Origin of the sequence: Bradyrhizobium sp. 6(2017) (genome assembly GCF_011058295.2) — a bacterium.
GTDB classification, from domain to species: domain Bacteria; phylum Pseudomonadota; class Alphaproteobacteria; order Rhizobiales; family Xanthobacteraceae; genus Bradyrhizobium; species Bradyrhizobium septentrionale.
This window is the reverse complement of the sequence record NZ_CP049289.2, coordinates 8,826,807-8,846,229: the sequence shown is the minus strand read 5'-3', so window position 1 is coordinate 8,846,229 and position 19,423 is coordinate 8,826,807. Positions and strand designations below refer to the sequence as shown.

At 65.2% G+C, this 19,423-nt stretch carries 14 protein-coding genes; 3 read left to right on the top strand and 11 right to left on the bottom strand.

What is annotated here, in order from left to right; translation table 11 throughout:
* Positions 1-100 precede the first annotated feature (100 nt).
* Positions 101-1,021: a LysR family transcriptional regulator gene (locus G6P99_RS41965; RefSeq protein ID WP_029079292.1), complete on the top strand. Its 921-nt coding sequence runs from the start codon at positions 101-103 to the stop codon at positions 1,019-1,021.
* Between the two features lie 393 nt (positions 1,022-1,414).
* Here the strand turns inward: G6P99_RS41965 and G6P99_RS41960 are convergent, their stop codons facing one another.
* The 4 genes from G6P99_RS41960 to G6P99_RS41945 form a co-directional block, all read right to left on the bottom strand.
* Entirely contained in the window at positions 1,415-2,599 is a 1,185-nt protein-coding gene (locus G6P99_RS41960; RefSeq protein WP_035976410.1) for a serine hydrolase domain-containing protein, read from the bottom strand.
* Positions 2,600-3,142: 543 nt separating this feature from the next.
* On the bottom strand, positions 3,143-3,940 hold the full coding sequence (locus tag G6P99_RS41955) for a fumarylacetoacetate hydrolase family protein (RefSeq protein ID WP_029079290.1): 798 nt from the start codon (positions 3,938-3,940) through the stop codon (positions 3,143-3,145).
* A gap of 12 nt (positions 3,941-3,952) precedes the next feature.
* Positions 3,953-5,320, bottom strand: coding sequence for an LLM class flavin-dependent oxidoreductase (locus G6P99_RS41950; protein ID WP_165126339.1), 1,368 nt, complete (start codon positions 5,318-5,320; stop codon positions 3,953-3,955).
* 24 nt (positions 5,321-5,344) lie between these two features.
* Positions 5,345-6,397, bottom strand: coding sequence for an Ldh family oxidoreductase (locus G6P99_RS41945; RefSeq protein ID WP_029079288.1), 1,053 nt, complete (start codon positions 6,395-6,397; stop codon positions 5,345-5,347).
* A gap of 402 nt (positions 6,398-6,799) precedes the next feature.
* Here G6P99_RS41945 and G6P99_RS41940 point away from each other — a divergent pair, with 402 nt between their 5' ends.
* Positions 6,800-10,909: a bifunctional diguanylate cyclase/phosphodiesterase gene (locus tag G6P99_RS41940; RefSeq protein WP_165126336.1), complete on the top strand. Its 4,110-nt coding sequence runs from the start codon at positions 6,800-6,802 to the stop codon at positions 10,907-10,909.
* Here the strand turns inward: G6P99_RS41940 and G6P99_RS41935 are convergent.
* Together G6P99_RS41935 and G6P99_RS41930 are read right to left on the bottom strand one after the other, a co-directional pair.
* The gene (locus G6P99_RS41935; RefSeq protein ID WP_245284568.1) at positions 10,883-11,257 is read right to left on the bottom strand and encodes a hypothetical protein; all 375 of its coding nucleotides are present in this window, start codon (positions 11,255-11,257) and stop codon (positions 10,883-10,885) included. The genes G6P99_RS41940 and G6P99_RS41935 overlap by 27 nt on opposite strands.
* Positions 11,258-11,280: 23 nt before the next feature.
* Positions 11,281-11,751 (bottom strand): cupin domain-containing protein, encoded by a 471-nt coding sequence (locus G6P99_RS41930; RefSeq protein WP_245284567.1) that lies wholly within the window; start codon positions 11,749-11,751, stop codon positions 11,281-11,283.
* Positions 11,752-11,967: 216 nt separating this feature from the next.
* On the opposite strand from G6P99_RS41930, the gene G6P99_RS41925 reads away from it, so the two are divergent.
* Positions 11,968-12,567 (top strand): 3-keto-disaccharide hydrolase, encoded by a 600-nt coding sequence (locus G6P99_RS41925; RefSeq protein ID WP_029079284.1) that lies wholly within the window; start codon positions 11,968-11,970, stop codon positions 12,565-12,567.
* A 52-nt stretch (positions 12,568-12,619) separates the two neighbouring features.
* Here the strand turns inward: G6P99_RS41925 and G6P99_RS41920 are convergent, their stop codons facing one another.
* The 5 genes from G6P99_RS41920 to G6P99_RS41900 all read right to left on the bottom strand — a co-directional run bounded on the left by G6P99_RS41920 (position 12,620) and on the right by G6P99_RS41900 (position 19,423).
* The gene (locus G6P99_RS41920; RefSeq protein ID WP_245284566.1) at positions 12,620-14,122 is read right to left on the bottom strand and encodes a hypothetical protein; all 1,503 of its coding nucleotides are present in this window, start codon (positions 14,120-14,122) and stop codon (positions 12,620-12,622) included.
* A gap of 93 nt (positions 14,123-14,215) precedes the next feature.
* Complete coding sequence (locus tag G6P99_RS41915) at positions 14,216-15,322, bottom strand: glycoside hydrolase family 5 protein (RefSeq protein ID WP_029079282.1); 1,107 nt, start codon at positions 15,320-15,322, stop codon at positions 14,216-14,218.
* Between the two features lie 64 nt (positions 15,323-15,386).
* Positions 15,387-17,705: an exopolysaccharide transport family protein gene (locus tag G6P99_RS41910; protein WP_165126333.1), complete on the bottom strand. Its 2,319-nt coding sequence runs from the start codon at positions 17,703-17,705 to the stop codon at positions 15,387-15,389.
* 153 nt (positions 17,706-17,858) lie between these two features.
* On the bottom strand, positions 17,859-18,611 hold the full coding sequence (locus tag G6P99_RS41905; RefSeq protein ID WP_165126330.1) for a polysaccharide deacetylase family protein: 753 nt from the start codon (positions 18,609-18,611) through the stop codon (positions 17,859-17,861).
* Entirely contained in the window at positions 18,608-19,423 is an 816-nt protein-coding gene (locus G6P99_RS41900; RefSeq protein ID WP_165126327.1) for a class I SAM-dependent methyltransferase, read from the bottom strand. Before G6P99_RS41900 ends, G6P99_RS41905 begins: the two co-directional genes overlap by 4 nt.

The following is a 19,423-nucleotide window of genomic DNA, read 5'->3' as shown; positions in this document are numbered from 1 at the left end:
TGATGTCGAATGGAGCAGCGCGCGTCGCGGTGCGGCTGCTTGTGCCTCCGATGTACGACCGCTTTCCGTGTGCGACTATTCGCGATAATGTTGACGGGCCATGAAGCAGAACTTCACAGTCCGGCACGGTGCCCTTGACGGGGTCGAGGCGTTCCTGGCCGTCGCGCAGCACCGCAGTTTTCGTCGCGCCGCCGCCGAGCTCGGGGTGACGCCGTCGGCGATCAGTCAGGCGGTGCGCGCGCTCGAGGCTCGGGTCGGCGCCGTGCTCTTTATCCGCACCACCCGCAGCGTCGGCCTGAGCGAAGCCGGCGAACGATTTCTGGCGCGCGCACGGCCTGCCTTCGAGGAGCTGGTCGCCGCAAGCGGGGCGGCGCGTGAGCTCGGGCAGAAGCCGGCCGGGCTGTTGCGTCTCACCGTGCCGCGCTCGGTGGTGCCGATCCTGCTGGAGCCGCTGATCGCCTCATTTTGCAAGGCCTATCCCGAAATCGAGGTCGAGCTCGCCGCCAGCGAGGAACTGGTCGACATCGCCGCCGAGGGTTTTGATGCCGGCATCCGGATGGGCCAGTTCATCAACCCGGACATGGTCGCGGTGCGCCTGACGAAGCCGTTCCCCTTTGCCATCGTCGGCAGTCCGGACTATCTCGCGCACCGCGGCCGGCTCAGGCGTCCGGACGATCTGCGCGAACACACCTGCCTGCGGCTGCGGCGATCGAACGGCGGGCTGGCGCCATGGTCGCTGAACGACGAGGGGCGTTCGATCGAGCTGGCCGTATCGGGATCCTTCATCGGCCATGACTTCCCGACGCTGGTCGGCGCGGCCATCGAAGGTGTGGGGCTGGCGCAGGTGCCGGCACCGCTGATCACTGGCGCCGTGAAGGAGAAGAAGCTCATCCGCGTGCTGGAGCCGTTCGCGCCGATCACGCCGGGCGTGTTCCTCTATTATCCCGGCCATCGCCAGATCATGCCGAAGCTGCGGGCCTTCATCGATCACGTGAAGAGCCGGCCGACGGCCGCGCGCTGAGCTCAGTCCGGAATGACGGTGAGGTGAGCACGTTGGTCAGGCTCCCTCCCCCCTTGCGGGGGAGGGTTGGGGAGAGGGGTAAGCCGTGGGCTCAGCCGTTCGATGAGCGCATTGCCCGCGCAAATTTCGTTTGGCTTGTCGTCGCGACAGATGCGGAGAACGCGCGTCGTGTGGCACCCCTCTCCCTAGCCCTCCCCCGCAAGGGGGGAGGGAACCCTTTCGCCGGTGGCTCCCTAACGCGCCAATCACTGAGTCCAAGGATGGGTGGAGCGACTTATCCGCTGTAGCTCGAAGGGCGAAGGCGGAAGCGATACCCATCATCGTGCCACAGATTCGAAATTGATGGGCTTCGCTGCGCTCTACCCATCCGACGCCGCTGGAATGGCGAGAAGTCTACGCGCGCTTCTGAGGATGCCAGTCGGGCACCGTCTTGATCATGTGCCAGACCAGCAGGTCGAGAGCGCGGGTCATGCCCTCTCGCGATCTGGTGTTGGTGAACGCCGACCAGCAGAAATCGCCGCTGGTTCGCACCGAGATCGTCGTCGTTCCGTCCAGCAGGCCGCTGTGCCACCAATTGTTGTTCGCTGTGATGAACAGGCCCTTGGCATAGCGAGGGTTGATGGCGCTGGGGGTGCTCATGACGCGGAGGCTGTCGTCGGTCAGCAGCTGCTCGGTGTCCTTGAAGCCGTCGATATGGACGAACAGAGTCGTCAAATCGCCCGGCGTCGCAATCCAGCCGCCGTGAGAATCCATCCGGGCGACGTTCATCCGGTAGGGATCGCCGCCGGTCTGGCTGTAATATCTGACCTCGTTGCTTGCCCGCTCACTTAGCTTATTGCCGGCAATCTGCATATCGGCGATGCCGCATCGCTTCAGGACGGAGTCCTTGATGTATTGTTCGTAGCTCTGGCCGCTGAGCTTCTCGATCACGCGTCCGAGGATGCAATAGCCGAAGTTCGAATAGGCGTAGGACTCGCCTGGAGGGTTGGTGAGCGGCATATGCTCCAGCGTCCAGCTGATCAGCTCGCGATGCTTCATGTCCTGGTTCATGAACATCGGATCGCGAAACTGGTTTCCCCAGGTCCCGGTGGTGTGGGTCAAGAGATGCTCGGTCGTGATCTGCTCGACAAGCGAGCGAGACGAGCCTGACGGCATCAAGCTTTGCAGGGTGGGCGTCGTCGGGTAGTCCTTGCCGAGAATGGAGTCTGCGCCGAACACATAGTCGCCGAGCCGCAATTTGCCGGCTTCGACCAGGGTGAAGATTCCGGTCGAGGTCACCGGCTTCGAGATGCTCGCGATCCGGAAGCGGTGTTGCGGCGTCAATGCTTCACCGGTCTCCCGATTCGCAACGCCGAACGCCTCCACATAGACGGGCTTTCCCTTGATTGCGACAGCGATGGAAAGACCGGGGACGTCGTACTCCTTCATGAAGTCGGTGGCCAAGCCAGCCATCTGCTGGCGCTGCTCCGATGTCGGAAGTTCGGCGGGCTGCTCGGCAAGCGCCGGCGACGGGCCGTACGCCATCCCCGCGGCGGAGAGTAACGAGCCCTGAAGCAATGTTCGGCGTGAAAATGGCATGGTTGCCTGTCCTGTGCAGAGAACGGGTGGCCGCACCGTATTGCGGTTGTCCTGCGTCTGTCACATCAAGAAAAGCGGTTGTGTGACCCCGTCACGATGGCCCGACGGGCAAATCGGCAAAAGCTGTCAATGTCGCGAGATTGTGGACGTGTGACTCACCGGCGACCACACACGGTGTCGTCCCGGGCAAGCGAAGCGCGACCCGGGACCCATAACCACCGATGGTCATCGTTGCGCGATGCTGGGGCCGCAGCTCGCTTCAACAACGCGACCCTGTGGTTATGGGTCCCGGCTTTCGCCGGGACGACGAGATGGAGGGAAGCGCGCACTTGGGCTCTACCACCGTCACGCTGAGGAGGTCGCGAAGCGGCCGTCTCGAAGGGTCGACGGCCACAAGCCGGGCCGTGCATCCTTCGAGGCGCGCCCAGCGGCGCAAGTGCGCCGCAAGGCTCGCACCTCCAGCGACAAAGGCAAAGCCTTTGCGCGGGGATGACGGGACGAGCAATTGTGCGCGATGGACGCTGGTGGGCAAGTCGCCCACCCTCACACCGTCTCCCTCACGAACCTGTTGCGCAATGTCCCGATGCCGGTGATGTCGATCTCGACCACGTCACCGTCCCTGAGGTCCGGCGAGGCGCCGTCGGTGCCCATCCAGATCACGTCGCCGGGCGACAGCGTAAAGTATTTCGTCAGCTCGACGAGAAACGGGACGATTCCGAAGATCATGTCGTTGGTGTGGAAGCGGCCGGTCTCCTTGCCGTTGACGCGGATTATGGTCTCCATGCGGTCGAGATCGACGTCGGTCTCGATCCAAGGGCCCATCGGCTTGAACGTGTCGGCGTTCTTCGACCGCCACAGCCCGCGATCGGCCTTCTGCCAGCTGCGCTCGGAGACGTCGTTGCCGATGGTGTAGCCGAACACGCAGTCCATCGCATTGGCTTCGGTCAGGTGCTTGGCTTTCCTGCCGATCACGACGACGAGCTCGCCCTCATAATGGATCTTCTCGGTCGCACTTGCGGGGATCACGACATCATCGTCATGGGCGATCAGCGCGTTCTGCGCGCGGTAGCCGATCTCGGGGTGGTCGGGCACGTTCGGCACCGTGCCGACCTTGTCGGCGGCTTCCTTGAGATGCTTCAAATAGTTCAGCCCGACGCAGTAGAAGGTGCGCGGGATCAACGGCAGCTCGATCTTGATGTCCTTGAGCGCGTGGGTCTTCGACGTCCTGCTCCACTCACCGAACGGATCGCCGTTGACGGTGATGACAGTGTCGCCTTCGACGAGGCCCCAAGACGTAGTACCCGGGGTGGTGCCCGCGGCGGTGAATTTCAGCCAGCGCATGATGATGTCCTTCTATTCTGCGGCGGCTTGCGCGCGCATCTTCCAGGCGCCGGCGGCGGGGCGCTTGAGCCCGAGATTCTCGCGCAGCGTCGTGCCGGCGTAATCCTTGTGGAACAGGCCGCGCTTCTGCAGCTCGGGCACCACGTGGTCGACGAAGTCGGCATAGGAGCCCGGCACATAGCTCGCCGCGACCACGAAACCGTCGCAGCCGCGGCCGACGAACATTTCTTCCAGCCGGTCGGCGATCTCCTTCGGGCCGCCGACGATGGCGTCCTGCACCTGGGCGCGTCCGGAGAAGGTGATGAAGTCGCGGGTCGAGGGATTGGTCTTGCCGGATGCGCGCAGCACGCCGTCGCGCATGCCGATCATGCCTTGCATGCCCTGCAGCTCTTCGGTGGTCAGCGGCTCGTCGATCGGCTTGGCGCCGAAATCGAAATTGAGCGCTTCGGCGAGCAGGGACAGTGCGTCGATCTCGAGCGGCAGCTTCTGGATCACGGCCATGCGATCCTCGGCTTCGGCCTTGGTGGCGCCAGCGATCGGCGTGATCAGATTGCAGAGGAACATCTGGTCGAGATCGCGGCCGGCCTTGATGGCCTCGCCGCGGATCGCGTCGTAGCCCTGCTTGGCGCTGGCGAGGTTGCGCGATGCGGTGAAGATCACCTCGCCCCAGCGCCCGGCAAAGCGCTGGCCGCGCCCCGAGGCGCCGGCCTGGATCACGACGGGATGACCCTGCGGCGAGCGCGGCACCGTGAACGGGCCGCGCGAGGCGAAGAACGCGCCCTTGTGGTCGAGCCGCTTCACCTTGGTCGGATCGGCAAAGCGGCCGCTTGTCTTGTCGATCACCAGCGCGCCGTCTTCCCAGGAATCCCAGTGGCCGAGCACCACCTCCATGAATTCGTCGGCGCGATCATAGCGGTGATCGTGCTCGAGATGCTGCGCCTTGCCCATGTTGAGCGCTTCGCCGTCATTGACCGAGGTCACCACGTTCCAGGCTGCGCGACCGTTCGTCATCAGGTCGAGCGTGGCGAAGCGGCGGGCGACGTCGAACGGCTCGAAATAGGTGGTGGAGGCGGTCGAGGCGAGGCCGAGCTTGGTCGTGACCATGCCCATCGTGGTCAGCACCACGATCGGATCCATCTTCACGCAGCGGATGCCGTATTCGACGGTGTGGGCGTGATCATTGTTGTAGCGGTCGGGCATTGCCAGGCGATCGTCGAAGAACGCCATGTGGAACTTGCCGCGCTCCAGGATGCGCGCGATCTCCTGGTAGTAGTCCGCCGACATCGAATCGTCGCGCGACTCCGGGTGGCGCCAGGAGCCCGGCAGATTGGTACAGTTCTGCGCCTGCAGGAAGCCAACCAGCGCCATTTGCCGTGTCATGTCGTTCTCCTGTGGCCCAACGCGTCAGCGCAGGTCGAGTTCTTCGGTGAGCTTGTAATCGGCGGCGAGCGCCTTCAGCTTCTCCCAGGTCGCGTCCTCGATCTCGATGCCGTTCTTGCGCCGCTCCAACTCGCGCAGATGCTCGATCTCGCCCGGATAGAACACGCCGCGGCTTCCCTCCGACGGCGGTGTCGATTTCAGATAGCGGGCGAAGTCGGCGACTTCTTTCCTGAAGTCCTTGAGCGGTCGGAACGCAGCGACGTTGAACACCGCCATGAAGCAGCCGTCATTGTGCCGACCGGTCGGTTCGACGCCGAAGCCGAGGCCGGTCAAGAGGCCGCACAGCACCTCGACCATCGCGGCAAGGCCCGAACCCTTGTAGCCCTCGGTGCCGCCGAGCGGCAGCAACGCGCCGCCCTTGCGGTAGTCCGCAGGGTCAGTGGTGTCGCGGCCGTCGGCATCGATGATCCAGCCCTTCGGGATGGTCTCGCCGCGCGCCACCGCGAGCTGGATCTTGCCGGCGGCGACCGCCGAGGTCGCCATGTCAAGATAGAACGGCGCCTCGAGATCGGACGGCACTGCGATCGACAGCGGGTTGGTGCCGAGCCGGGCCTCGCGGCCGCCGAACGGGGCGACATGTTTCGGCGAGCGGCCGGAATCGGCGGCGGCGATCCCGATCATGCCCTCGCGCATCGCCATCAGCGGATAATGCGCGAGCCGTCCGACATGGCTCTGCCGGAACACGGTACAGGCCGCGACATTGGCGGTCTTCGCCTTGTTGATGGTCATCTCCATCGCCTTGGCGTTGACGTGGAAGCCGAACCCCCAATGACCGTCGATCACGGTCGTGGTCGGCGTCTCCTGCACGATGGTCCATTTGGCGCCGGGGACGATCTGGCCGGCCTTGATGCGGTCGATATAGGTCGGGATCGCGATCACGCCGTGGGAATCGTGGCCGGCCAGATTGGCGTTGACGCAGCCGGAGGCGACCGCGTTGGCCTCCTCCTCCGATGCGCCGGCGCCCCTGAGGAGCGCCGCGCCGATGCGCGTGAGACGGTCGGCCTGAACGATCGGCATGGGGCTTTCCTCGCGGTCTGCCCGCGTGATGCGCGGGTCTTGCTTGCTGTTGTCGCTGTCATGCTGTCAAAGCGCGGCTTACCGAGCAAGGCCAGAAAATCCGGTCCGCCATACCGGGAGCAGGGTGCTCGCAGGCGTGATTTCACCGAATGGAACGGGCGCGGTCGCGATGCGGAATTTGACGGCTCCGACGGCCTGGGCCGGGCGGCGATCAGCGCCTCGCGGCCCTCCGCCTCAGCCTGGTACACAGGGGTCCGTATTATCCCTGAAAACGGCTTGGCGCGTTCGTCAGCCGTTTACTTTGTCACGCAACTTGCCGGATACGCTAACCACCACTTAGGCCTCTCGCGGGCAATGTTCCTCGCCAGATTGGAGGGGTTGGCCCCGGGGCCTTCAGAGAACGTGCAGTCGAGCATCGGGCGTACATTCGCGGCGTTGAGCGCCACCAACGAAGCGATCCTGTACGCGAAATCACCAGAACAATTGTACGGACAGGTCTGCGAAGCCGCGTTCACGAGCGGGGGCTTCCTGGCTGCGACCGTGTTCTTGCTGGAGCCGGATACCGGTCTGCTGACCTTCGCGGCCGGCTACGGCGACGACGTCGCGCGTCTGCGCAGCATCACGATTTCCACGCTCGCCAACGCGCCGGAAGGGGAAGGCGTTGCCGGGCGGGCGTTCCGCGATCAGGCGGCGTGCGTCAGCAACGACTATGTCAACGATGCCCGCTCAGTGGCTTGGCGCAGCGGCGCCGCGGCGGCCGGTGTCGGGGCAGCGGCGGCGATGCCGCTGGTCTGCAACGGGCGCAGCGTCGGCGTCTTCATGGTGACGCGGCGGGAGATCAATTCGCTCAGCGAGGAGACCGTTTCGCTGCTGGAGCGCATGGCCGCAAACGTGTCCTACGCGCTCGACAATTTCGACCATGAGGCCTCGCGCAAGAGCGGCGAGCGGGCGATGCGCCGGCTGAACCGCATGTTCGGCGCGATCAGCGCGACCAACGAGGCCATCCTTCGCGCCAAGACCGAGCACGATCTGTATCAGCGGGTCTGCGATGCCGCGGTGTTCAGCGGAAAATCCTTCGCCACGGTGGTGCTGCTGGCCGAACCCGACACGCACTGGCTCGAGCCCGTCGCCGGCACCGGCGAGGCGCTCGAGCTGATCACGCAGACGCGCTTCTCGGCCGATCCCGACAATGTCTACGGCAAAGGCATCTGCGGTGAGGCATTCCGGACCCAGCGGCCGTGCGTCGAGCACGACATTCCGATCTCGGCGAGCGCGCCGCCAACCCGCGGCAGCGGCCTGATGGCCTGCGTCGCGCTGCCGCTCACCCGGTTCGGCAAGAGCGTCGGCGTCCTGATCTTCTTTACCGGCAATTCCTGGGCGCGCGACCCCGAGATTATCACGCTGCTGGCCGGGATCGCCGAGAACGTCTCGGTCGCGCTCGACAATTTCGGCCGCGCCACCGAGAAGGCCAGGGCCGATGCCGAGCGCGAGCGGCTGTCGCGGATGTTCGCGGCGCTGAGCGCGACCAACGAGGCGATCATGCGTGCGCGGTCGCGGCTCGAGATGTTCGAGCTGGTCTGCGCGGCGGCGGCGCATGGCGGCGGGTTCAATTCCACCAGCATCCTGATCGCCAAGCCCGGCGACGATTATCTGGAGATGATGGCGGTCGCGGGACCGACCGCGGAGAATGCGCGCCGCCTCACCGTCTCGCGCAGCGAGGCGCGGCCCGAGGGACGCGGCGTCTGCGGCAGGGCCTACCGTTCCCGGCGCGCCTGCATCAACAATGATTTCCTGGGCGACGTCGCCAACAACCCGTTCCGCGACGTCATCGACCGCGAGGATGCACGGTCCGGTGCGGCGTTTCCGCTGATCGTCGACGACGAGCCGGTCGGCGTGATGCTGTTCATCTCCGCCAAGCGCAACACCTTCTCGTCCGAATTCGGCGAGCTGTTGCAGCGGCTCGCCGACAACGTCTCCTATGCGCTGGGCAGTTTCGAGCGCGCCGACGAGAAGGCGCGAACCGAGGAGCAGAAGGAACGGCTGCGGCGGATGTTCGCGGCGCTGAGCGCGACCAACGAGGCGATCATGCGGGCGAAATCCCGCAGCGAGCTGTTCGATCTGGTCTGCGATGCTGCGGCGGTCGGCGGTCAGTTCATCTCGGCCACCATCAGGCTGGTGCGCCCGGGCGAAGCCTTCCTGGACAATGTGGCGGCCTCCGGCCCCGACCGGGTGCGGGCGCGCGAGGTTCTGCTGTCGGCCGATGCGACCCGTCCGGAAGGACAGACGCTGACCGGCGTTGCGATCCGCACCCGCAGGCCCTGCATCAGCAACGACTATCTCAGCGATTTCGGCCCCGATTCGCACGTCTACCCGGTCGTCCGCGACAGCGGCAGCAAGTCCGGCGCGGCGCTGCCGCTGCTCAAGAACGGCGAGGCGATCGGCGCACTGGTGTTCCTGTCCAGCGAGTTCGGCACGTTCAGCCCCGAGATGATGGCGCTGTTGCAACGGCTCGCCGAAAACGTGTCGTTTGCGCTGGTCAATTTCGACCGCGCCGACGAGAAGGCGCGGGCCGACGAGCAGAAGGAGCGGCTGTCGCGGATGTTCGCGGCGCTGAGCGCGACCAATGAGGCGATCATGCGGGCGAAATCCCGCGCCGAGCTCTATCAACTGGTCTGCGAGGCGGCGGCGACCGGCGGCAAGTTCACCTCGACCACCATCGTGCTGGCGCAGCCCGGAAGCGACTATCTCCGGATAGTTGCGATCGCGGGCCCGGCGGCGGAGGGCGCGCGCCAGGTGACGCTCTCGACCAGCGAGGCGCATCCCGAGGGGCGCGGCGCCTGCGGCCGGGCGTTCCGCTCCGGCAAGGCCTGCATCATCAACGATTATTTTGCCGATAGCGAGACCGCCGCCTTCCATGAGCGGGCACGCCTCGACGGAACGCAGTCCGGCGCCTCGTTCCCGCTGATCGTCAGCGGGCGGGTGGTTGGCGTCATGATCTTCGTCGCGATCGAGAAGGACACGTTCACGCCGGAGTTCGCCGAACTGCTGCAGCGCCTTGCCGACAATCTGGCGTTCGCGCTCGAAAGCTTCGACCGCGCCGACGAGAAGCACAAGGCCGACGAGCGCATCGAATATCTTGCCTCGCATGACAGCCTGACCAATCTGCCGAACCGCGAGACGTTCAACGAGATGTTGCGTCACGCGATCTCGGCGGCGGACCGCCATCGCCGGCAGCTTGCGGTGCTGTTCATCGATCTCGACCGCTTCAAGATCATCAACGACTCGCTCGGCCATGACGCCGGCGACATGCTGCTGGTGGCGATCGCCGAGCGGCTGCGCGGATCGCTGCGCGCGAGCGACGTGGTGGCGCGGCTCGGCGGCGACGAGTTCGTGGTCATCCTCGATGAGACCACAGAACGCGGTGACGTCGAGCGCATTGCCGGCGATCTCCTGGTCTCGCTCAGCCAGCCGATGCAGCTCAGCGGGCATGAGTGCCACACCACGGCCTCGATCGGGATCGCGATGTATCCCGCCGACGGCTCCGACGTGCAGACGCTGACCAAGAATGCCGACATGGCGATGTATCTCGCCAAGGAGGACGGCAAGAACGGCTTCCGCTTCTTCTCCAACGAGGTCAGGGCGCAGTCGATCGAGCGCCTCACGATGGAGAGCGCGCTGCGCCGCGCGCTGGAGCGCGACCAGTTCTCGCTCGAGTATCAGCCAAAGATCGACATGGCGAGCGGTCAGATCAGCGGCGTCGAGGCGCTGCTGCGCTGGAGCCATCCTGAGCTCGGCAAGGTCTCGCCGGGGCAGTTCATTCCGCTTGCCGAGGAAATAGGGCTGATCGTGCCGATCGGCCGCTGGGTGCTGAAGGAAGCCTGCGCACAGAACATGGCGTGGCAGCACCGCGGTCTCAAGGCGGTGACCATGGCGGTCAACCTCTCGCCGCGGCAGTTCGGCGATCCGCATCTGCTCGACGACATCGACGAGGCGCTGGCGGCGAGCGGCATGCCGCCGTCGCTGCTGCAGCTCGAGGTCACCGAGAGCATGGTGATGCGCAACGTGACGCGCGCGGTGCGCGTGCTCGACGCGATCCAGAATCGCGGCATTCGGCTGGCGATCGACGATTTCGGCACCGGCTATTCGTCGATGTCGCTGATGAAGCAGTTCCCGATCGACACCATCAAGATCGACCGCTCCTTCGTGCGCGATCTGCCCAATGACTCCGAGGACGTCGCGATCGCGCAGGCGATCATCAGCATGGGCAAGGCGCTCGGCATGACCATCGTCGCCGAGGGCGTCGAGACCTCCGAGCAGCAGGAGTTTCTGCGCGCGCACGCCTGCGACGAGATGCAGGGCTTCCTGTTCAGCCGGCCGCTGCCGCCGCGCGATCTCGCCGAGCTGTTGAAGACGTCGCCGGCGTTGGTGTCGCCGCCGCTGCAGCCGGCGCTGGATGAGGCGGCGATGAGCGAGGCCGAGCCGGATCTAGGGCGGAAACGCGCTGTCGTCTGACGGCTGCACCGGCAGGTCGCGGACGTCGGAATCGGTCGAAGCGATCATGCGCGAGAAATCATACGGCCAGGACGGTGTCGCCTGGCCCGCCAGCGTCTGGCGCAGTGCCACTGAGGCCTCCGCAAAGCGCGCACCGTCCGCCAGGCGGAACCGGCGGCACCACACGGCCGGCAGCGGTTCGACGGCATCGCGCATCTCGAACGCCGGGCCCCACCACCAGGCCGGCGCCGGCGGTCGGTCCGGCTCGGGAATGGCGCGCCAGCGCGCGAACTCGTCGACAATGCGGGCGAATTGCAGCTTGGCGGCGGGATGCATCAAAAGCCCTTCCTCGGGCCGCGATGATAGCATCGCCGCCACCGCGCGCAACGCGGCTACTTCTGTTCCACTTCGGTCGAGGTGGCCGGGCCTTCGCCCATGATCAGCAGCACGGCGTCCTCGTCCTTGGCGCCGTCCCAATGCACCTGCTTGCCGAAATGGGTGACGAAGCTTCCGGCCGGCATCGCCGCGGTACCGTGATCGGGATCGAACTTCGGGCCCGAGCCGACCCACCAGGTGCCCTTGAGCACGACGATGTAGCGATCGTTCGGATGGAAGTGCGGACGGCTGAAATGATTGCCCTTGGTCCATTTGGTGTAGACCATGTAGAAGCCGGGCTTCGACGGATCGCCGACCACGACGGCATTCTGCGCGCCGCGCGCATCGGCCGGGCTCCAGGGAATCTGGTCCGGCAGCTTGTAGGTGACGGCGGCCGGATTGAGCTCGGCCGCGGAGCTGACGCTCAGCATCCCGGCAAAGGCCAGCGGCATCATCAGGTATCGCCAGGCCCGGTTCGACGCCGTCATTGCATTCTCCCAGATCAGTTCTCTCGGGCAACTGCCGCGCCCGTATGCGCACGATGCTAGTCGCTCTCGCTTGCGCCGGACAAGACGCGTCCGCGCATGTCTGCTCTCAAGATTGCGACATCAGTCCGTGACACAACGCAGCTGCAACATGAAAAACGGATTTACGCCGCTGCAGACGATGATAGGTTGCGCGCCGACCAAAACGGGAGGATGACCTTGAAGAAGCATCTGTCGATACTTGCCGCGGGACTTGTGATCGGTGCGGCCGCGCTGCAATTTTCCACCACCGCATCGGGCGATGACGGCTGGGTCACGCTGCTCGACAGCTCCAGGAAGGGCGACTGGGACGAGGTCGGCAAGGCCAATTGGGAAATGAAGGACGGCGCGCTGGTCGCCGACAAGCTCGACGGCAAGGATCTCTCCTATCTCGTCAGCAAGACCCAATTCAAGGATTTCCAGATCCGGGCCGAGTTCTGGACCGACGAGGACGCCAACAGCGGCGTCTTCATCCGCTGCGAAGGCAACAAAATGATCGATTCCAAGGTCTGCTACGAGGTCAACATCTTCGACAAGCGGCCGGACCCTACCTACGGTACCGGCGCGATCGTCGACGTCGGCAAGGTCGATCCGATGCCGAAGGCGGCGGGCAAGTGGAACGTCTACGAGATCACGGCGCAGGGCCCGCATTTCGTGGTGACGCTGAACGGCCAGAAGACTGTCGACGCCCAGGACGCCAAGCACGCCAACGGCTATGTCGCGCTCCAATATGGTTCAGGCGTGGTCAAGTTCCGCAAGGTGCAGATCAAGGCGCTCTGACGGCGCAAGTCGAACGGGGCCCGGTCGCAGCGCGGCCGGGCTTCGTCTTGCGCTATCGCGCGGTGGTGTTCCGGTCGTCGCCTTGCGTGCGCAAATGATGGCCGAGCACGAGCCCGGTCAGGCACAGCAACAGCCCGAGCGCCGGCGGCGCAAACAGCGCCTCTTCCTGGAAGATGCCGTTGACCAGCACGACCATCGTGCCGAACGCGGCGAGCCCCTGGATGAGAATTCCGGAGGACGCGTAGAGGCGCCAAGCCTTCAGCGCCATCGCGAAGAAGAAGCCGAGCGGCACCACTGCGCCGATGCCCATCTGGTAGAGCAAGACGCCGACGGCGCTCTCCACCGCGCCGTCCATCGTGCCGGCCGCCTGCGCGGCGTTCCAGTCGATCGAGAAGTAACCCTCGGAGAGATTGCCGCCGACCCCAAGTCCGCGGCCGATCGGGTTTTGCAGAAAGCCATCCCATCCGCCCATAAAGCCGATCACGTGAAAGTCGCCGATCTCGAGTCCGATACGGATGGCTGCGACGGCGTACAGCACGAGCCCAACGAGCGCGACGGCAAGGGTGATCGCCGCGCCGAGCAGCCAGGTTGCCGTCCAGGCCAGGCCTACGAAGATGACCAGGACGAGCGCGCCCTTCACGCTGCAGCAGATCAGCAGCGGGATCGCGGCCAGCGCCAGCCAGCGATATCCGACCGCGAACAGGAACAGGATGGAGAAGGCCACGCCGTAGCCGAAGCTGATCGGACTCATATTCGGCCCGAAGATGCGCAGCAACGATGAGAGTCCGAGATCCTCGAACAGCGGGCTGTTGAGAAAGCTGAAGCGGAAGCGGTCGATCAGATCCACCGGGACGTTGCCGGTTGCGCGCATCTCGGCTTCCCAGGATCCGGAGCGGCTCGCCTTCAACTCGTCGAAGTGCCAGAACGTGTAGCCGTTGGTGATGGAGAGCCAGAAATCGCGGAACAGCAGTTCGACATATCCGCAGACGATCAGCAGCGTGGCGACGGTCACCAGGAAGGGCGTGATGCGGATCTCGAACGTTGCGGCCGTGAGCAGGGACAGCTGAAACAGAAACAGCGGCAGCGCGATGTTTCGCAGATAGACCAGTGCGGCATGCGAGTCCTGCACGGCGCCGAGCAGGAAATACGCGGTCACGACCGCGAGGGTAGCTAACCCCCACTTCATGATCCGGTCGATCTCCGGCGAATGCTTGCGCTCGCGCAGCGCATAGAGCGCCAGCGTGACCAGCCACATCATCGCGCAAACGAGGAAATTGTAGCCCTTGACGAAATCCATCTCCTGCTCGGTCGTCATGTAGGACGACAGAATCGAGACGAACAGATTCTGGAAGAAGATGATGAAGACGGCGATCGACGGCGCATAGGCCGGCGCCGCGAGCACGATGGCGCAGCCGATCAGGCTCTCGACGGCGATCGCCAGGCCAGCGTTGGCTGCCTGCAGGATCGGCGCGAACGCGATCGATGCCACGGCGATGCCGAGTGCAGGAACGAGGTCGCCGGCCAACAGCGGCCGCGGGGCTATCTCTGCGCGCACGAGCTCTGACCTAAAATGACCGGACGTCCGGCGTGCCAATTCCGCATCGTCGATCTAGCCGCGCATTGTGTAAGATTAAGTTAACCAAGTGAGCTAGCGCGTCCCGAGCAGCGCCTTCAGCGCCTCGGGGTCAGCCTTGCCGGTGACGGCGTCGGCGATGCCAAAACCCTGCATCATTTCCCAATGGGTCCAGCCCCAGCAATGTTGCCGGGCGTAGTCCGTTACGCCGGCGAGCCAGCGCAGACGGCTGTCGCGCGGAGCCCCGGCCTTCAGCACCCCGAATTCGTTGATGATGATCGGACGCGAATATTGCCGCTGCCAGGCGGCTGCGGGCGCGAGCCATTTGTCAATGCCGCGATCGGGAATAGCCGTGTCCAGCATGGCAAGCGCCTTGCGCTTGTCCAGCGCGGCGAGCTGCTCCCGCAACTGTTGAACCTTGGGATCGTCGGCCTGCATCGGATAGGGCAATCCGGTGACGTCATGCAGCGGTTCGCTGGGATCCCAATGCGCCTGATGGGTGAACACCATCGGATCGTAGAAGTGGATGGCGTAGACGACGTTCGGATCGTCGAGCGGCGTGAAGCCCGGCAGGGAATCGGCGCGCTGCCAGTTGACCGGCCCCGTGATCAGCGTCGTCTGCGGAAGCAGCCGGCGAATGAATCCGGCGAGCTCCCGGACTTCGCCCTGCCACTGCGTGGCGTCGACATCAGGCTCGTTCAACAGCTCCGCAAAGACGCGATCGGAGGGATAGCGCTGCATCACCCGCGCAAGTTCACCCCAGGCGCTTTTCATTTCAGTCATCGCACCGGGTGGATCGCCCTTGTGCAGGGCATTGAAGCGCTCGCCCGAATGCAGGTCGACCGACACGGCATAGCCAAGATTAAGCAGAGTCTTCAGCGCGGCATCGACGGTGTGCAGACGGCGGTCGATCTCCGCCTTCGTCGCGAAGCGCGGCATGACGAAGTCGGCGGGCACCGGCAGCCGGATATGGGTCATGCCGGCCTTGCGCAGTTGCAGCAACAGGCTGCGCGGCGGCCCTGACCGCGGATCGGCGATCCAGCCATCGGCGTTGACGCCGCGGGACAGTGCCTTGAGCCGGTCCGCCGGGACGCCCGCGATCAGGTCAGGGCAAGCTCGTGCCGCGCCACACAGCAGGATGGAAGCGGCGGCGACGATGGCTGATATCGATGGTCGTGTCATTGACGATCAACTCGCGATCGCTGGTGCAGGAGCGGGGCACAACGTGACGCGGCCGGCGCGTCGCTCATGCATACTGCTTGTCGTGTCGCTGACCTGCGAAGGTGGACTGCAGTTCGTTGAGAACGACACCGGCGAGCTTGCGTTCGGTTCCGCCGAGCGCGGCGATGATGTCTTCCATCGACGCGTTGATGTCGCGGTCCACCGGCAGCGCGGCGATCAGCCCGTCGGCGACCTCGAACAGCCGCCGTTCGTCCGTGCCCCACGGCATGGACGGCCCGTCCAGAATCACGAGGTCATGGCCGCCGGCGGAGCGTGCCTGGGCGATCGCCTTCCGGATCGCCTCGCAGCCCTTGGCGGGATTGTCCTTGATCGCCGGCAGGATCGCGATGCCGTTTGCGGTGTTGACGGCGCGGGACGCCTTGCTGCCGATGGTGAGCCAATCAAGGCGGCTCGGCTTGCTCTGGCCGGGATGCGCGACGCAGTCGGTCAGGGCGTGGGCGGTGGTGTCGGCATCGATCAGCAGGACACGGGCGCCGTCGCGCGCCGCGACGAGGGCGATGTTGAGCGCGACGACGCTGCGATCGGGATCGTCGCCTGCGCCGATCACGGCCAGCACGGGGACGGTCTCGGGGGCAACCCCCGCAGCCAGCGCCGCATGGATCTGGCGCATCGTGTTCGAGAACGGGCCGAGCGCCGAACTGGTGCGCAGCGTCGGCCAGCCGAAATGGGTGACGTCGGCGGGATGGTCGCCGCTCAGGATTCCGCCGAGCGACCGCATGACGTCGGTCTCCTGCAACTCGGCGATCAGCGGCTTCTCGATCACCGGCTTGTCGATTGCGACGGCTGCCGGCTGTACCACGGGCGGTGCCTGCACAGGCGGCTTCACCTTGGCGATCACGGACTGCCGTTCCGGTGCGGCATCCTGCTTCGGCTGGAGCTTGGGGCGGATCGGATCGGCGCCGGGCGCCAACTGGCTGGCGGCAACGATCCAGGCCGCGGCGGCGAGCCCGCCGAACATGAAGCCGATCATCGCCAGCAGGCTCATCGCCGGCGGGAAGGTCCGCTGCTGCGGGATCGTGGCATCGCCGATCACGCGCGCGCTCGAGGTGTTGAGGCTTTCCTGCTCCTCGGTCTCGCGCGAGCGCTTGAGGAAGGACTGGTACACATCGCGGCTGGCATCGACCTCACGTTCCAGGTCGCGCAGCCGCACCGACGCCTGGCTCATCTGCACGCTCTGGTGCTTCTGGACGTCCAGCGCCTTGTTGAGCGAGGCCTCGTAGTCGCGTGCCCGGGTCAGATCGTTCTTCGCCGACAGCGCGACGCGGTCGATCTCTTCCTTGATGGTCCGTCGCAGATCCTCGACCTGCTGTTCGATCTGACGCAGCGCCGGATGCCGTGGCCCGAGCTCGCCCTGCAGCTCGGCCTGCCGCTTCTTCACATCGGCATATTGCGAGCGCAGATTGGCGATGGTCGGCGACTGCAGAGCTTCGGGAATCGCGCCCGGATCCATCGAACCGCGGCGGCTGGCCTCGATCTGGTCGTACTTGGCCTGGGCATCGAGCGTCAGCGCGCGTGCCCCGGCCAGCCGCTGGTTGCCGACCGAGAGCTGCTGGTCGGTGAGCAGATTATCCTGCGAGCCGAAGAAATTGTTCTGCGCCTTGTAGGTTGCGAGTGCCTCTTCCGCGTTGCGCAGGCGCTGCTGCAGCTCCTTCAGGCGGCCGGACAGGTCGCGGGTGGCGCGCCGCGCCGCGTCGGCCTGCGACTTCTTGGACTCGGTGAGATAGGCCTTGGCGATCGCGTTGGAGAGCATCGCCGCCTTGACCGGGTCGTGCGACCACACGTCGATGTCGACGATGAAGGTGCGGTCGGTCTTCTTGACGTTGATATGGCGGTTCAACGTATCGAGCGTATTCATCTCGATCTGTTCTTGCTGTTCCGCGGTCTGCCGCGGCTCGATGCCGAACAGGCCGAGCAGCGATGCGAGCAGGCCCTTGGTCGCGCCGCCGCCGCCGAACTCGGGATCCTTGACCAGGTTGGTGTCGCGGATCACCTGCAGCAGCACATTGTTTGACGTGATCAGGCGCGACTGGCTCTCGACCACCATCGAGAGGCCGGAGACGTCCTGGGCGCGCGGGGTCAGTTCGCGCTCGACGAGCTGCAACTCGCGCGGGTCGACATAGAGCTGGGCGCCCGCGGTATATTTCGGCGTCAGGCTTTTGCCGATCGCGACCGCGATGCAGGCGCAGAGCAGGGCAACTGAGACGATCGCGACCTTGCGCGCCCACAGCAGCCGGATCAGTTCGAGCACGTTGAAGCCGGCCGGGATTGCGGTCCGGCGCGGCTCCGGACTGGCCCGGTTGATCGGCTGGTCATAGCTAAGCATCGACCCCAGCTTCCATCTGAATGGCCGCACGCATCGGCTGAGGAGCACTCTTTCGGGCCACGCAACGCGCACGAGACGACGCGGAAAAAACGCGACACGAAAAATTAACCATACTCATTCGCCGACTATTCACCAGAAAGGCAAACAAAGGGTTTAAGCGCGGGCGCATCGAAACGCCTCCGCCATCGTCAAGACAGGGACATTGCGCCGCGCCGCGGCTTCCAGCGCGTAAGTCATGAGATCTGGCGAGCTGCCGTAAAGGCTCGGTACGTCGGCGACGTCGTGGCTGTAGAAAATTAACCAGCCGTTCATGTTTGCCGCCTCGGCGAACGCCATGTCGATCCGCTCGCGCGGCATCTGGCGGTCGATCAGCGGCATGGCGCGGAGGAATTGCAGATCGACCTCGCCGTTGTTCACGCCCGGCACGATGCTGCGGCAGGTGCGGAATTCGGACTTCAGCTGGTGCTTGCGCGCATACGAGCCGTAGCCGAACGGGTAGGCGAAGGTCTCGACCGGCATGGTCGGATCGAGCGAATGGAAATAGGTGCGATTGCGCGCGATCTCCGCAGCCAGCGAGGTCTCATCGAGATCGCAGGCGCGGCGGTGCGAGAAGGTGTGACAACCGATCTCGTGGCCGCGGCGATGCAGCGAGACGACATCGTCAGCGCTGCCGCTGGTCCAGTCCGGCGCGTCGAGCCCGACCAATCCGCCCGACACGTAGAATGTGCCGCGGGCGCCGTAGGATTCCAGGATGTCGGCGCCGAACGTCGCCGCGCTCTTCGGCAGATCGTCAAAGGTGAAGGTGACCATCGGCGTGGCATTGTTCAGGCGGAAACGCTCGACCTGCACATGCATCGCCAGCCGATGGCTGACCTTGACCCTGGCTTCCGACCACAGCGCGTTCATGATCCAAGCTTCCGCAGGATCACGTGATAGTCGCCGTGCCGGACGTCGATCTTGCCCGGCAGCAATGCGTTCATCGCCTTCGCCGCAGCGTCGATCAGGGCGGCCAGAACAGGCTTGCGCCGGCGCATCTCGGGATAGCGCGGGCTCTCGTATTTCTTCCGGTAGATGACCTGCAGCCCGCGCTCGGCGACGAACGCTTCGAGATTGGTCAGCGTCACCAGCGGATGGAAATGGGTCGGGAACGGCGCCTCGCCCGGTAGCCCGGCGTTCTTCTCGCCGCGGACGTGGCGGTAGAACCAGACGTGGAACCAGTGCGGGGAGTATTTCGTGACGATGCCCGACAGCGACTTCGGGTTCGGCGCGCCGATCAGCAACACCCCGTTCGGCTTCAGCGCCTCGCAGAATCCGCTCAGTGCGGCCTCCACATCGGGAATGTGCTCGATGACGTTGTAGCAGATGATCAGGTCGAATCGCTCTGGCGCGAAGCGATAGGTCTGGATGTCGCCCAGGACGGCTTCCTGCGCATAGGTGTTGTTGCGAATTTGATCGGCGTCGATGTCGACGACGGTCACATGCGCACGGCGCAACACGCCGAGCGGCAAATAGCTGGTCGAGCCGCCGCCGGCTTCGTAGATCGACAGCGGGCCGGCCGGCAGCCGGGCTTCGAGGATGCTGTGAACCGTGAGCAGGCTCTGCTTGGCCTCGCCGGGCGGCAGTGCGAGCAGCGATTCCGGATGGATCTCAGCGGGAACCGGCACCGAGAGCTCGGTGCGAGTAGCAGGACGTGTAGCAAGCGCAAGGTATTTGGTCAT

What these genes read in the sequence shown, in the direction of transcription:
- G6P99_RS41965 (WP_029079292.1), top strand. Translation starts at nt 101, where the DNA reads ATGAAGCAGAACTTCACAGTCCGGCACGGTGCCCTTGACGGGGTCGAG.
- G6P99_RS41960 (WP_035976410.1), bottom strand. Translation starts at nt 2,599, where the DNA reads ATGCCATTTTCACGCCGAACATTGCTTCAGGGCTCGTTACTCTCCGCC.
- G6P99_RS41955 (WP_029079290.1), bottom strand. Translation starts at nt 3,940, where the DNA reads ATGCGCTGGCTGAAATTCACCGCCGCGGGCACCACCCCGGGTACTACG.
- G6P99_RS41950 (WP_165126339.1), bottom strand. Translation starts at nt 5,320, where the DNA reads ATGACACGGCAAATGGCGCTGGTTGGCTTCCTGCAGGCGCAGAACTGT.
- G6P99_RS41945 (WP_029079288.1), bottom strand. Translation starts at nt 6,397, where the DNA reads ATGCCGATCGTTCAGGCCGACCGTCTCACGCGCATCGGCGCGGCGCTC.
- G6P99_RS41935 (WP_245284568.1), bottom strand. Translation starts at nt 11,257, where the DNA reads ATGCTATCATCGCGGCCCGAGGAAGGGCTTTTGATGCATCCCGCCGCC.
- G6P99_RS41930 (WP_245284567.1), bottom strand. Translation starts at nt 11,751, where the DNA reads ATGACGGCGTCGAACCGGGCCTGGCGATACCTGATGATGCCGCTGGCC.
- G6P99_RS41915 (WP_029079282.1), bottom strand. Translation starts at nt 15,322, where the DNA reads ATGACACGACCATCGATATCAGCCATCGTCGCCGCCGCTTCCATCCTG.
- G6P99_RS41910 (WP_165126333.1), bottom strand. Translation starts at nt 17,705, where the DNA reads ATGCTTAGCTATGACCAGCCGATCAACCGGGCCAGTCCGGAGCCGCGC.
- G6P99_RS41905 (WP_165126330.1), bottom strand. Translation starts at nt 18,611, where the DNA reads ATGAACGCGCTGTGGTCGGAAGCCAGGGTCAAGGTCAGCCATCGGCTG.
- G6P99_RS41900 (WP_165126327.1), bottom strand. Translation starts at nt 19,423, where the DNA reads ATGACCAAATACCTTGCGCTTGCTACACGTCCTGCTACTCGCACCGAG.